This window comes from Methylobacterium sp. E-046 (assembly GCF_022829625.1).
GTDB classification, from domain to species: Bacteria; Pseudomonadota; Alphaproteobacteria; order Rhizobiales; family Beijerinckiaceae; genus Methylobacterium; species Methylobacterium longum.
In genome coordinates this window covers 1-12,401 of record NZ_JAKSYP010000268.1, presented here as the reverse complement: position 1 = coordinate 12,401, position 12,401 = coordinate 1, and the positions used below count along the sequence as shown (strand labels likewise).

At 67.7% G+C, this 12,401-nt stretch carries 14 protein-coding genes; 4 read left to right on the top strand and 10 right to left on the bottom strand.

Annotation, left to right across the window (positions count from 1 at the left end; genetic code table 11):
• Nucleotides 1-110: 110 nt before the first annotated feature.
• Entirely contained in the window at nucleotides 111-413 is a 303-nt protein-coding gene (locus MKK82_RS28945; RefSeq protein ID WP_238291160.1) for a DUF3862 domain-containing protein, read from the bottom strand.
• 64 nt (nucleotides 414-477) lie between these two features.
• Nucleotides 478-1,689 (bottom strand): efflux RND transporter periplasmic adaptor subunit, encoded by a 1,212-nt coding sequence (locus MKK82_RS28940; protein ID WP_238291161.1) that lies wholly within the window; start codon nucleotides 1,687-1,689, stop codon nucleotides 478-480.
• 135 nt (nucleotides 1,690-1,824) lie between these two features.
• Between MKK82_RS28940 and MKK82_RS28935 the strand changes: the two genes are divergently transcribed.
• Both MKK82_RS28935 and MKK82_RS28930 read left to right on the top strand, forming a co-directional pair.
• A complete protein-coding gene (locus MKK82_RS28935) occupies nucleotides 1,825-4,974 on the top strand; it encodes an efflux RND transporter permease subunit (protein ID WP_238291162.1) in 3,150 nt (1,049 codons plus the stop codon).
• Between the two features lie 1,151 nt (nucleotides 4,975-6,125).
• Nucleotides 6,126-6,329 carry a hypothetical protein gene (locus MKK82_RS28930; protein ID WP_238291163.1) on the top strand — a complete coding sequence of 68 codons (204 nt, stop codon included), beginning with the start codon at nucleotides 6,126-6,128 and terminating at the stop codon, nucleotides 6,327-6,329.
• 198 nt (nucleotides 6,330-6,527) lie between these two features.
• Here MKK82_RS28930 and MKK82_RS28925 read toward each other — a convergent pair whose 3' ends face one another.
• Nucleotides 6,528-6,734, bottom strand: a complete 207-nt coding sequence (locus MKK82_RS28925) for a hypothetical protein (RefSeq protein ID WP_238291164.1) — start codon at nucleotides 6,732-6,734, stop codon at nucleotides 6,528-6,530.
• Nucleotides 6,735-6,738: 4 nt separating this feature from the next.
• A complete protein-coding gene (locus MKK82_RS28920) occupies nucleotides 6,739-6,891 on the bottom strand; it encodes a hypothetical protein (protein WP_238291165.1) in 153 nt (50 codons plus the stop codon).
• A gap of 170 nt (nucleotides 6,892-7,061) precedes the next feature.
• Between MKK82_RS28920 and MKK82_RS28915 the strand changes: the two genes are divergently transcribed.
• Together MKK82_RS28915 and MKK82_RS28910 are read left to right on the top strand one after the other, a co-directional pair.
• Nucleotides 7,062-7,313 carry a hypothetical protein gene (locus MKK82_RS28915; RefSeq protein WP_238291166.1) on the top strand — a complete coding sequence of 84 codons (252 nt, stop codon included), beginning with the start codon at nucleotides 7,062-7,064 and terminating at the stop codon, nucleotides 7,311-7,313.
• Between the two features lie 327 nt (nucleotides 7,314-7,640).
• Complete coding sequence (locus tag MKK82_RS28910) at nucleotides 7,641-8,735, top strand: NAD(P)/FAD-dependent oxidoreductase (RefSeq protein WP_238291167.1); 1,095 nt, start codon at nucleotides 7,641-7,643, stop codon at nucleotides 8,733-8,735.
• A 776-nt stretch (nucleotides 8,736-9,511) separates the two neighbouring features.
• Here MKK82_RS28910 and MKK82_RS28905 read toward each other — a convergent pair.
• The 6 genes from MKK82_RS28905 to MKK82_RS28885 form a co-directional block, all read right to left on the bottom strand.
• Nucleotides 9,512-9,706, bottom strand: coding sequence for a hypothetical protein (locus MKK82_RS28905; RefSeq protein WP_243987637.1), 195 nt, complete (start codon nucleotides 9,704-9,706; stop codon nucleotides 9,512-9,514).
• A gap of 395 nt (nucleotides 9,707-10,101) precedes the next feature.
• The gene (locus tag MKK82_RS28900) at nucleotides 10,102-10,266 is read right to left on the bottom strand and encodes a Flp family type IVb pilin (protein ID WP_238291168.1); all 165 of its coding nucleotides are present in this window, start codon (nucleotides 10,264-10,266) and stop codon (nucleotides 10,102-10,104) included.
• A 363-nt stretch (nucleotides 10,267-10,629) separates the two neighbouring features.
• Nucleotides 10,630-10,764 carry a hypothetical protein gene (locus tag MKK82_RS34085; protein WP_279603335.1) on the bottom strand — a complete coding sequence of 45 codons (135 nt, stop codon included), beginning with the start codon at nucleotides 10,762-10,764 and terminating at the stop codon, nucleotides 10,630-10,632.
• A gap of 624 nt (nucleotides 10,765-11,388) precedes the next feature.
• Nucleotides 11,389-11,577 carry a hypothetical protein gene (locus tag MKK82_RS28895; RefSeq protein WP_238291169.1) on the bottom strand — a complete coding sequence of 63 codons (189 nt, stop codon included), beginning with the start codon at nucleotides 11,575-11,577 and terminating at the stop codon, nucleotides 11,389-11,391.
• 110 nt (nucleotides 11,578-11,687) lie between these two features.
• A complete protein-coding gene (locus tag MKK82_RS28890) occupies nucleotides 11,688-12,062 on the bottom strand; it encodes a DUF4440 domain-containing protein (protein WP_238291170.1) in 375 nt (124 codons plus the stop codon).
• A gap of 179 nt (nucleotides 12,063-12,241) precedes the next feature.
• The coding region (locus tag MKK82_RS28885) for a DMT family transporter (RefSeq protein WP_243987078.1) at nucleotides 12,242-12,401 on the bottom strand (160 nt) is incomplete at its 5' end.

Below are 12,401 nucleotides of genomic sequence, written 5' to 3'. Positions count from 1 at the left end.
GTCGTGTCCCTTCGAAGGGCGCCTGTGCATTCACGCCACGCCGGCAATGCGTTGGCGCCACCGTCGTTCCCTTCGCTTCAGGGCTGGATACTCGGATCGTGCCGGCGCTCTCAGCGCAGTCCGAGCTGCGACTTGCTCGTGAGCCGACCGTTGCGGAAGGACAGATTCAGGTTGGCCCCGGTGCTGCCGGTTCCCCGCCAGGAATACGTCGACCGCTGAACTGTGCCGATCTCCATGTGGGTTACCCGTCGGCCCGGGCAGCCGAGGATCTTCACCGCCCGGCTGTAGCGGGTTCCGTGCTTCAGCGAAGCGTAAGCGTCCCGGGTGACGCGACAATCGGCCGAGCGAGCGGTGGCGGGTAGGCCGCTGACACCGAGGAGAAGTGCGGCGAGGGCAAGACGAAGATTCGACATTGGGAACGGTCCCGTGACGATGGAATCCGATGCGGCGCGCCCGGAACCGCAGGGCGCGTCGAGCTCAGCCGGGCTCGCCCGTAGCGGGAGCGTCCCCGGGGCCGAGCTTCTCGTCCGGCGCGATCTCCCCCGCCGGCCGGGCAACCACCTTCAGGTTCTGCCGCATCTCCTGGAGGTGATCGACGACCACTTGGTCGCCATCCGCGAGCCCGTCCAGGATCGCCGTGTTCTCGCCGTAGGTGTCTCCCGTTGTCACGGGCTTTTGCTGGACCGTGCCGCCGGCATCGACCGCATAGACGATCTGTTGGGCGAGCTGCGAGTCGAGGGCGGCGGTCGGCACCAGGAGCCTCTCCTTCGTGCCCGTCCGGATGCTGGCGCGGACGAACTGGCCCGGCAGGAAGCGCTCGTCGTGGTTCGGCATCAGGGCCCGGACCAAGCGGCGGGCCGTCCGGGGATCGAACCGGTTGTCGAGCTGGTAGATCCTGGCCTCGCGCACCGGCTTCCCGTCCTCGCCGAGCACCGACACGGTGACGCCCCCGTCCCGCATCGCCGCCCGGACCGCCTCTGAATCCTCGGAGGACAGGGCCATCTGGATGTCGATGGGATCGAGCTGGACGACGGAGACCAACTGCGTCTGGTTCTCGATGACGAGATCGCCGGGGTTGATGATCGACAGGCTGGCACGCCCGTCGAAGGGGGCGTTCACGACCGCGTAGTCCAGGTTGAGGTTCTGCCGCGCGATGGCGGCCTCCGCCCCCTGCACCTGGGCGACGGCCGAGGTCCGGTTCGCCTGGAGCTGCTGGAACCGCTGCTCGGTAGCGTAGCCCTTGTCGGCGAGCGTCTCGGTGCGGTCCACCTCCGCCTGGGCGAACGTGAGTTGGGCCTGAGCCTGGGCCTGCTGGGATTTGGCCGTCTGCAGCGCCACGTCGAAGGGTCGGGGATCGATGCGGAACAGCACCTGACCCTTCTTGACGTGGCCACCCGGCTCGAACGGGCGCTCCGTCACGTTGCCGGTGACCCGCGCCTGCAGAGTGGCATCCTGCTGGGCGATGATCGTTCCGGTATACGTGACGGCGATCGGGACCGTCACCTTGCGGACGGTGATGACCCGGACTTCCAGCGGCGGCTCGGCCGGCTCCTTGCGCGTCTCCCTGCCGAGGAAAGGCAGCGCGGCGGCGATCCGCTCCGGCGAGGGACGTCCGGCCCCGTACCAGCCCCCCGCGCCCGCAAGGACGATCAGCCCCGCTCCCACACCAACCTTGACTGCTGTCCGCACCGTTGACGCTCCCGAGACCGACGGCTCCGGCCTCCGCGATCGCGAGCGTCCGGCGGCAGAGGAACACGCTTACCGGCCAGACGTTGCAACGCGGCCTCCACGACGGCGGTGCACGACCGGAAGTCACGACCCCGCATGTTCGCCCGCTTCGTCGATCGGCCGGTGCTGGCCGGCGTCATCTCCGTACTGATCACGCTGATCGGCGCGGTCGCCGGCCTGACCTTGCCGATCGCGCAGTTTCCCGAGATCGCCCCGCCGATCATCAACATCCAGGCGACCTATCCGGGTGCCAGCGCGCAGCAGGCCTACGAGGCGATCGCGATCCCGCTGGAGCAGGAGATCAACGGCGCCCAGAACCTGCTCTACATCAACTCCACCAGCAACACCGACGGCAGCGTCAGCATGGACGCCACCTTCGAGGTCGGCTCGGATCTCGACGCCGCAGCGGCGGAGGTTCTCACGCGTGCCAACCGGGCCGAGGCCAAGCTTCCGCCCTCGGTCAACGCGCAGGGCCTGGAGATCACGAAGAGTTCGCGCCAGCGGCTCGGCAACATCGTCCTCTACGCGGAAGACGGAGCGCCCTACGACGAGCTGTTCCTGGCCAACTGGGCTGAGACGCAGGTGATCAAGCCCCTGCGCCGGGTGCAGGGCATGGGCCGCATCGTCAATTTTTCCAACAAGCGGTATGCGATGCGGATCTGGCTCGATCCGCTGAAGATGGAAGCGCTCGGCATCAGCCCGGGCGCGGTCACGACCGCCATCACCCAGCAGAACGCCCAGATCACGACGGGCACGCTCGGCAAGCCCCCGGTCGATCAGGCGACCGCCTTCGAGCTGCAGCTCGTCACCCAGGGGCGTCTTCGCCAGCCTGAGGAGTTCGGCAGCATCCTCCTGCGCGCGAATCCGGACGGCTCCGTGGTCCGCATCCGCGACGTCGCCCGGGTCGAGCTCGGCTCCGAGCAGTACGGCGTCCGCTCGAGCTTCGACGGGGCACCCTCGGCCACGCTCGGGCTCTACCAGAACCCCGATGCCAACGCGGTGCAGGTGATGGAGGGCGCCCGCGCCACGATGGTGGACCTCGCCAAGCGCTTCCCGCCGGGCCTGAAGTACAAGATCGCCCTCGACCGCACGGAATTCGTCAAGGAGGCGATCTTCGAGGTGGTGCGGACCTTGTTCGAGGCGCTCGTCCTGGTCGTGATCGTCACCTATCTCTTCCTCCAGAACTGGCGGGCGACCCTGATCCCCGCCATCGCGGTGCCGGTGGCCCTGGTCGGCACGTTCGGGCCGATGGCCCTGCTCGGCTTCTCCTTCAACACCCTGAGCCTCCTCGGCATGGTGCTGGCGGTCGGCCTCGTGGTCGACGACGCGATCATCGTGGTCGAGAACACCGAGCGCCTGATGGACGACGGCATGGCGCCGCCCGAGGCGTCGCGCGAGGCCGTGACCGAGGTCGCGGGCCCCGTCATCGCCACCACCCTCGTCCTGGCCGCCCTCTTCGTCCCCGTGGCCTTCATCCCCGGCCTGACCGGCAAGCTCTACAACCAGTTCGCCCTGACCATCGCGATCTCGGTCCTGATCTCGGCCGTGGTCTCGCTCACCCTGACCCCGGCCTTGTGCGGGCTGATCCTCAGGCACCGGGCGCCGGGCGCCAAGGACGAGAGCCGGTGGCGCGCGCCCCTGCGCTGGTTCAACGCCGGGCTGGAGGGCGCGAGCCGCCGACTCGTTGCGGCGATCGCTTGGCTGACGGGCCACATCGCCCTGGTCGCGATCGTCTTCGTGCTCTTCGCCGCCCTGACCGTGTGGATGACGATGCAGCGCCCCTCGGGCTTCGTGCCGGACGAGGATCAGGGCTACTTCTTCGCCGACGTGGTCCTGCCGAAGGGGGCCTCCGTGGCGCGCACCGACAAGATGGTCGACCGTGTCGGCGAGGCCCTGCGGGAGATCCCGAGCGTGGAGCACACGATCGGGGTGACCGGCCGCAGCATCCTCGCGGATGCGATCGCGCCGTTCTACGGCTTCCAGATCCCGACGCTGAAGCCCTGGGGCGAGCGCGACACGAGCGTGACCGACGTCATCGCCACGGTGCAGAAGGGCTTCAAGCACGATCCCGATGGCCAGATCCGGGTGGTGAACCCCTCGCCGCTCCCCGGGCTCGGCTCACGCAGCGGCCTCACCCTGGAATTGCAGGACCGGAGTGGTACCGGCGGGCTCAGGCTCGCTGAGGCGGCCCAGCGCTTCATCGCCGAGATGGAGAAGCTGCCCTCGGTCGGCCGTGCCATCCCGACGACCAGCTACGGCGTCCCGCAAATGCGGCTCGAGATCGACCGGGCCAAGGCCGAGCAGCTCGGCGTGCCGCTCCAGAACCTGTTCGACGCCCTCGGGACCTATGTGGGCTCGAGCTTCGTCAACCTCTTCAATCGCTTCGGCTACGTCTACCAGGTCTACGTGCAGAGCGAGGCCTCGGGCCGCCGGACGATCGAGGACGTCGAGGCGCTCACCGTGCTCAACAATCGCGGCGAGCCCGTGCGGGTCGGCTCGCTGATCCAGACGCATTTCGTCACCGGCCCGACCGCGGTCCTGTCCTACAACACCTACCCGACCATCGAGATCGCGGTGGACACGGCGGCCGATGCCAGTTCGGGCACCGCCATCGCGGCGATCGAGTCCCTGGCCGAAGCCAAACTGCCGTCCGCCTACGCGGTGGAATGGACCGACGTCGCCTACCAGGAGAAGATTGCCGGCGGCTACGCGCCGCTGATCTTCGGCCTCGGCACGCTGATGATCTTCCTGCTGCTGGCCGGGCAGTACGAGTCCCTGCGCCTGCCCTTCGTGATCCTGCTCGGCACGCCGATCGCGATCTTCGGCGCGGTGGGCTTCCTGGCCATCCGGGGGCTCGCCCTCGACATTTTCGGACAGGTCGGTCTCCTGCTTCTGGTCGGGTTGGCAGCCAAGAACTCGATCCTGCTCGTCGCGTTCGCCGAAGATCTGCGCAAACAGGGCGAGGACGTCCTCAAGGCGGCCCAGGACGCGGCGCGGCTGCGCATGCGCCCGATCCTGATGACCTCGTTCGCGTTCATCATGGGCTCGGTGCCGCTCGCCATCGCCAGCGGCGCCGGGGCCAATGCCCGGGTCTCGATGGGCACCGTGGTGATCGGTGGCCTGCTGGTGGCGACCTTCATCACCCTGTTTGTCACGCCGACCTTCTACGTCGCGTTCGAGCGGCTCCTGGGCAAGCCCGTCGCCTCAGGGGCGTACGAGAGCGCGGCCTCTCAGCCCGCCGAGTGACACGCGGGTTCGAACGGCTCGCAAGATCCCGCTGCCGCGGTGGATCGCGCCGACCAGGGCCGACACCGCCCCGGCCCGCTCGGGAAGCCCGTTCAGCGCGCCCGCCACCGCGCTGGCGACGATAAACCCGGTCGCCACCACAGCAAGCGACCTGCTGGGCATCGTGCCATACCGACACCCGCCGGCCGATCCCGGCGGATCGGTCCGTGCCGCTCCGATGTGGTCCGCCGCGATCCCGGTGGGGTTGGTGGATGGAGGGCGCGCGATCATGCGGCCGTCGGTGCGGACGGACCAGACGCTCACCGGGTCGGAGCGCCCCGCCGCCGGACTCTCCCCCGTCGTGGAGGAGAACCGCGGCAAGCGCCGGGTCGACCCATGCCGGCTCGCTGGCCGCCGGCGGGATTCTGCGGGTGGCTCTGCGGGCGGCTCTGCGCGATCGGGATCGACGTGTCCTCGGCGTAGCCGCGGCGGGGCATCAGAATATGCTTTCCTGGTGCAGTGCCCCGCATTTTCGGCAGCGGTAGAGTTGCTCGGCGGTGCGCCAGTTCCGCCCCGGCCGTACGAAGGGATCGCCAACGGGCTGCCGGTCATGTCGGCACCAACCCTGTCGGGCCGCACGTGCCCGTGCGGCGATCGCCCGCCCGATGCCGGCGAAAGCCCGCCCGATGCCGGCGATCGCACTCATGCAGCCCCCGCGATCTCGTCCGCGCCTGCCCGGGCCAATAGACTATTGACAAGCTGGCATGGCCTGAATTCAGTAGTTTGTGCAGGCCGGCTGCGCTTGCAATCCGAGTAGTCATCTTGAAAAAAGCGGGTGCCAACCGGCTTTAGGCCGTGTCTAGGGGGCAATCGGCGATGAGCGGCAGCGTCCCAAAGCACACCTTCGCTGTAGCCGTGCGCGTCAAGCGGTCGGGCCAAGAGGCGGCTGTGCTTCCTCGCGCCGAGCCGGAGCCGCGCCTTCCGAGGCTGCGACCGTGCGAGATCGCAGCCGCCGCTGGCTTCAGCGCGGTGCGGCGTGCGCTCGAGGAGATGCTTGTCGATGAGCATCTAGAGACCTGATCGAATCGGGCAGCGTTTCTGCTGCCCAGGGGCGACAGGGCACACAATGGTCCTGCTCGTCCGCCGCATCCACGCAAGACCGGGACAGCGCGATGCCAGACGACGAGGAAGACGGCGCGGCCCCGTCCTGGAAAGAGGTTGGCGAGGGCGAGGCGACCAGCCGGAAGAAGCTTATCGAGGGCGGCGGCCCGCATCAGCCGCCCCCGGCCGGAGAACCCTTGGGGAAGGATCGTCCGACCGGCACCGTGTCCGAAGACGAAGAGACCGGTCCCGTCGATCGGCCGAAGGGTACGTAGCCCCTCAGCCACGGGCTCCTCCCGTCGCGGGAGCGGCGCGAGTCGTCGACCGCTCCCGGCGCTCGCGGGGGCGCGTCGCCCAGGCCTCCGCCTGCTCATCGCGCCCGGTCCGCGGGTATCCCACGGCTTCGCGCAGGGACGCCCCGGTCGCGATGCCGCGCGTGCCGTCGCGGTACGGGGCGGCGATCTGCCCATGGCTCAGGCACCAGCCTGATCGAACGGGTAGTCGGGGTCGCGTCGCGGATCGTCCGGCGGCAGCACGGCCCGCAGGGCCTCGCGGATGGCGATCTGCAGCTCGGCACAGGCCTGCACGTTCGCCTTCGTGCGGCGGACGCCGGCCGCCCTGGTTCCGGCAACCATCAGGTCGAGGCTGATCTGGTCGAGGCTGGTAAGGCGGCGGGCCATGGAGCTACTCCCCGGACGCGCTGCAAGCGGCGTCGATCGCCGCGTGCCCGGCCTCGGTGATCCTAGCCTGGACAAGGCCCATCAGGCTGCCGACGTAGAGCCGGTCGAGGCGGCGCAGGGCATTGGCGTCGGGGCAGGAGCGCTTGTCGCCCCGCATCCTCGTCGCCCGGCGGCGGGGGCGAGGCGGGGGCGCGAGCAATTCGAACCCAGTCTTTCAGTCGGCAGTAAGCATGTATTGAAAGGCTTTGAACTGCCAAAACCGTGCGCAATTCCTTGGCAATAAGCGGTCCTATTAGTGTGATCGTAGATCTGGCTGGGATGCTTGCGATGGACGAGAAACGGTTCTCCGGGCGGACGGACTGCTTCAGCGCAGCCCACATCGTGGATGAGGACACCGGCAAGCGACTGCGGTGCTTGGTGTGGAATATGTCCGATACGGGCGCGCTGCTCGAGGCCGGCGAGGAAGACGGCGTTCCGGAGGCCTTCACGCTCCTGACCGCGATCGACCAGACCTCGCGGCGCTGCAGGGTGGTCAGGCGCACAGGGGCCCGTTTCGGCGTCCTCTTCATAGGAAGCTGAGGCGCGGTATCCCTGCAAGCGGGGCACCGCATGCCGCAGCCGAACTGGGCCGCGTCTCGGACCCAGGCGTCTCGGACCCAGGCGTCTCGGACCCGGGCCGTCGAGGCACCGGATCGAGGCCCGGTCGCAGGCCGAACCCGCAATCCCAGTCCGCGCTCTGCGGACGCTCGACGCCGGGCCGAATCTGTGGAGCGCTCCGGGTCATCGGCCATCCTCCGCGCTGACCCGCTCCCCGAACGCTCGCCCAGTTGACGGATCGGCCGACGCCTCGCGTCCGTCGCTGCTCGGCCCTTGCCGCACGCACCGCGTCCCCGCTATCGCAGCGCTATGGAAGTCCTCGTCGTCGGCGCTGGAATCGTGGGTCTCGCCGTGGGGCGCGCACTGGCGCGCCGCGGTCACAGCGTCATCGTCGCGGAGAAGACCGGCGCCATCGGATCGGGTGTCTCCTCGCGCAACTCCGAGGTCATCCACGGCGGGATGTACTATCCTTCGGGCTCGCTCCGGGCCCGGCACTGTGTGGCGGGGCGGCGCCTGCTCGTCGCCTTCTGCGAGAGCCATCGTGTGCCGTATCGGCTGTGCGGAAAGCTGATAGTGGCGACCGCCGAAGCCGAGGTGCCGAAGATCGAGGCGATCCACCGTCAAGGTCTCGCGAACGGCGTCGAGGATCTCGCGATGCTGGACGGTTCGGCCGCCAGGACGCTCGAACCGAACCTCGTCTGCTTCGCCGCCCTGCACTCGCCCGCGACTGGCATCGTCGACAGCCACGCGCTGATGCTGGCGCTCCAGGGCGCGATCGAAGACGCCGGCGGATCGATGGCCTTCCACACGCCGATCCTGCGCCTCGATCGGGAGGGCCGCGGCTGGCTCGCCCGCTTCGGCGGCCCGGATCCGGGCGAGATACCGGTCGACGCGGTCGTGAACACGTCGAGCTTCGGCGCTCAGGCACTGGCGCGAGAGACCGACGGCTATCCGCCCGAACGCGTGCCTAAACTCGTTCTCGCCAAGGGGAGCTACTTCGGCTGCATGGGCCGTCCTGCCTTCACGCGGCTGATCTATCCCGCCCCGGTGGAGGGTGGCCTTGGGATCCACCTCACGCTCGATCTGGCCGGGCGGATGAAGTTCGGCCCCGACGTCGAGTGGGTGGACGACCACATGTACGAGGTCGACCCCGCCCGCGAAGCGGCCTTCCGCCAGGCGATCCGACGCTACTGGCCCAGCGTGCCTGACGGCGCGCTCTTCCCCGACTATGCCGGCATCCGTCCGAAGCTCACGGGACCAGGCGAGCCCGCGGCCGACTTCCGGATCGATGGTCCGGCCGAGCACGGATTATCCGGGCTGGTTCACCTCTTCGGCATCGAGAGCCCAGGACTGACCTCGAGCCTGTCTATCGCCGAGGACGTAGCGGACCGGTTGGAGGCCTGAAACACCCGGTCTCTGCACGCGGGACGCGGAGCGAGAGCGGGCCGACGGAAGGCCTACGCTTGGGAGTTGGAGCGGCACGGCCTGCGCGCGGGATCGGCATGCCGCCCGCGCCGGACGAAGACGCCTGATGCTCCGCACACAGGCCGGCGAGCCTCCGATGTGGATTGGAGCCGGCGCACTTATCGGCGTCATCATCGCCGGGATCGTTCAGGAGAGGCGGGGGGCGCCGGATCAACCTGCCTCCTTACAGCCTCTACATCCCGTGAACGAGGACAACTGAGCTCCGCCGGCGGCCGCCGCGCGGGGCTTTTCCGTTTCAGGCCTCCTCCGAACGGGGGATGTGCTGAGACGTCTGCCGTTGCTACCAATGGAGCGAGCTCCAAGCTCAACCCCGACTCAGCCCACCTGGCAGTTTGCCGCGGTGGGCTGTTCTTCGACTGGAGCGGCTATCGGTCCGATCTGGATCGAGGCTCATTCCCCTCGACACTTGGATTCAGAGAAGCCCGCCCGGCCCCGTCGCGGCGGGCTCTTACGTACGCGGTCCCCGCGCTCCAGATCTGACCGGCGCCACTGCGGCGTGGCGGCTCTGACCGATGCCGGTGGGGCGCCCGCATCATCCGCGTGCACGTCGCAGACGCGCCGACAGCGCGGCGCGAAACGGCTCGATCTGATCCCTGCGCGAGGTGTTGGTCTCCGATCCGCGCTTCCGAGAGGCGCTGGGTAAGCAGCCGTCAAGATCGGATCTATGGGGTCGATCGTTCTCGAAGACTGGTCCGTCAAATCATCAGGCCGATCAGCTTCGATGCGCCCCACCAAACGGCCCAGCACCAGAACGCGATGGTGACGAGGAGGGCGATCAACACCAGCGACGTGAGCAGGGATTGGTTCAGCCATCTAAGACGGAGGCTGCGCTTCTGCTCGGGGGGCGGGAGCTGAGTTCGACCGCCCTCATTTTCAGCGCTGCCTAGCATAAGTTAATTTCAATCGCTGTATTAACAAAGGCCAGTACCGGCATGCAGGCTGATACTTGGCTGCTTTGAATGCTCCCGTGACAACGATGGTTCCACTCGGCCTCGGCCACGTGGTTGTGAGCGGCGGCAACCCGCGTGACCATCGGCCCTGGCCATCGCGACCCGCCTGTCAGACCGACGTCCTACCGCTGCTCCGCCGCCCCGTGCGTAGACCGGGGCGGGGCTGAGCGTGCAGAGCCGCTTGCGGCAGGTGTCGAGAGCGGCGCAGCGGTCAGGCCGCCCGACCTGTCATCGACGTGGGCTTCCCTGTCCGTCATGCACCGGTACGGTCGCGGCTGCGCCTCTCCCTGCAATCTCATGCGCGTGAGAGAGCATCAGATTCAGGACGGACGTACTCAGTTCAAGTTTCCGGCGATGGCGGTGAACTTGGTGCTCAACGACGTTCCGACAACTTGAAGCGTGCCGATGATGGCAACCGCGATCAGTGCGGCGATCATGCCGTACTCAATCGCCGTCGCGCCGTCATTCTCGGCCATGAATCTTTGAACAAGCTGACGCATCTTCCATCCCAGTGTTTGCCACAAGGATGCATGCGGCCGTCCGTCTTAATGGCCGATTACTTTTCAGTCCGACTATTGCGATATGTAAATAGAGTTATAAAGGGCGCTTGTCGAGAAAATTGTTCGCAATTGATTTGAGCATCTGCGCCCAAACATATGTGCTGATCGCAGCCGCCGAAGGCCGCGAGCTGTGGGCAGGTTCGGCCCACCTCCGAGCAACCGCTTCCGCGATGTCGTGCAGAACCCTGGGCGGCAGATGGCGAAGGCGGGGTGAGGTGTTGTGTCGACGCAATCGTGAATGGCGGAGAACAAGCGAAGGGCCGGAAGACGAGATGCGTCATCCGGCCGATAGATCTGCTGCGGCTACTTCTTCGAAGCTGAGGCGGGCTTGGCAGTCACCATAGTCCCCTTGGTCGACGGCGCCGAGGCGTTCGTCTTCACCTTCGGTGCTTTGGGCTTCTTTGCCTCGCGGTTGCCGCGCTTGTTTTCCGAAGCCATGGGTCTCTCCCGGTGAAGATCACTGACCTAGGCCGCCCGGGCCGGGCGACCGACAGCGCGCCGTCCAGGGACGTAGGCCATCGCGCATCCCCGCAGGATAGCCGCGCGGGAGGCGATGTCGAGGGAACGAACCGGCGCCGCAGAACGCTCAGCCGACGACATTCCGGGAGCGGTCGCGGCGACGGAGGCGATCCGCCATCGGCTGGTCGTCCTCGCCGAAGGTGCGGACTTCGATGGAACGGTCTCCGCGCCGCTCGAATGGCATGGCCCATGGGGGGGCGCTGTCCCCGTCGGGTCGAGGCGCTCCGCCGCCATCCTGAGTGTTGATCTGAACAAGCCGGGTTAGCACCTCTTCAAAGCTGGGGTGTCTCGTGACAGCTTCGATGGCGGCGGCTGTCGCGATCACGTCGCGTCGCCTGTCGGGCGCCGATGAGGGCTACGCCAGGATCATGGCCGCCCCTGCTGGGGTCGGGGCGGCGCTGTCTTGTCCGCCGTGCGTGTCGATGAGAACACGATCTTGATCGGCGACGGAAGCGTGCTGCCTGACGCCGGGCAGGAGCCGGCGCGAGGGACGCGCGAGGGTGCGGGACGAGACTGCGAGAGGGCCCAAACAGGGCTCACAGTTCAGACTGAGACGCGACCGGATTTTGAGTCGACACCGCTCTTCATGGCTTCTTCGTCTGCGATAGCTTTATCAATCGCCTCAATCTCGGCCTGTACGTTCTGGATACTCTCCTGCTGATCCACCAGCTTGCGGCGTTCCATCACCATCTCCTCGCGTAGCTTCCGCAAGGCCTCGACCGGGCTCAGCATGGATTGCTCCTATCAGGGCGCGCCGCCCCAGCTCTTCGCCGTTCCAAGGGTTGAAGCCGATGCGGGCGACCTCGAGGGCGACCCGAACGGGCCGCGCCGTACCCCGCCGATCAGCCGCTGACTTCCGCGGCCGGTGTCACGAGCGGAGGCGTCTGCTGGTGCTGCACGACGCGCCAGACCTCATGCTCCAGCCGTCGGTAAGTCGAGGTGCAGCGTGCCTCGTATGCCTCGCCCTCGCGGCTCGCCTTCGCATGATAGGCAATCACGATGAGGCCTTCCTGAGGACGGCTGATCCGCTCGTCGGAGATCTCGATCTGGGACCACCGCGGCGTGGAGGCGACCGCCTCGATCGCCTGGGTCCCGCTCAGGACGAACGGCGGCTGCGGCAGCACCATCAGGCATTCGTCGTCGACCAGCTCGCGATAGTGATCAGCGTCGCAGGTCCACAGGCTCTTCTCGAACGACCACACCCGATCATCGTCCACGGCGCTCTCCCTGGTTCTTCGAATCGTCGAGGAAAGCGGACGGCCGGCACGTTCGTTCCGCTTTCGATCCGGCGACGACGGGGTGGGTCCGTTGCCCTACGCCTCGCGCAGCTGCACGCGCGGCCGCTCGCTGTTTTCCGTGACGACGATCACGCCCGCGGCTTCGAGGGCGACAGCGATCAGAACAGCGCGACGAGGGCCACCCCGGCCACCATGAGTAAGCCACCCAGGATCCGCCAGACGCTGGCAGGATGTCGTTCGAAGCCAACCCAGCCAAAGTTGTCCAGCACGATCGAGGTCACCACGCCGGCCGTGACGAGGAGGCCGAGGAATGGGGCG

What these genes read in the sequence shown, in the direction of transcription:
- MKK82_RS28915 (WP_238291166.1), top strand. Translation starts at nt 7,062, where the DNA reads ATGGACGAGAAACGGTTCTCCGGGCGGACGGACTGCTTCAGCGCAGCC.
- MKK82_RS28905 (WP_243987637.1), bottom strand. Translation starts at nt 9,706, where the DNA reads ATGCTAGGCAGCGCTGAAAATGAGGGCGGTCGAACTCAGCTCCCGCCC.
- MKK82_RS28925 (WP_238291164.1), bottom strand. Translation starts at nt 6,734, where the DNA reads ATGGCCCGCCGCCTTACCAGCCTCGACCAGATCAGCCTCGACCTGATG.
- MKK82_RS34085 (WP_279603335.1), bottom strand. Translation starts at nt 10,764, where the DNA reads ATGGCTTCGGAAAACAAGCGCGGCAACCGCGAGGCAAAGAAGCCCAAA.
- MKK82_RS28895 (WP_238291169.1), bottom strand. Translation starts at nt 11,577, where the DNA reads ATGCTGAGCCCGGTCGAGGCCTTGCGGAAGCTACGCGAGGAGATGGTG.
- MKK82_RS28930 (WP_238291163.1), top strand. Translation starts at nt 6,126, where the DNA reads ATGCCAGACGACGAGGAAGACGGCGCGGCCCCGTCCTGGAAAGAGGTT.
- MKK82_RS28920 (WP_238291165.1), bottom strand. Translation starts at nt 6,891, where the DNA reads ATGCGGGGCGACAAGCGCTCCTGCCCCGACGCCAATGCCCTGCGCCGC.
- MKK82_RS28910 (WP_238291167.1), top strand. Translation starts at nt 7,641, where the DNA reads ATGGAAGTCCTCGTCGTCGGCGCTGGAATCGTGGGTCTCGCCGTGGGG.
- MKK82_RS28945 (WP_238291160.1), bottom strand. Translation starts at nt 413, where the DNA reads ATGTCGAATCTTCGTCTTGCCCTCGCCGCACTTCTCCTCGGTGTCAGC.
- MKK82_RS28935 (WP_238291162.1), top strand. Translation starts at nt 1,825, where the DNA reads ATGTTCGCCCGCTTCGTCGATCGGCCGGTGCTGGCCGGCGTCATCTCC.
- MKK82_RS28900 (WP_238291168.1), bottom strand. Translation starts at nt 10,266, where the DNA reads ATGCGTCAGCTTGTTCAAAGATTCATGGCCGAGAATGACGGCGCGACG.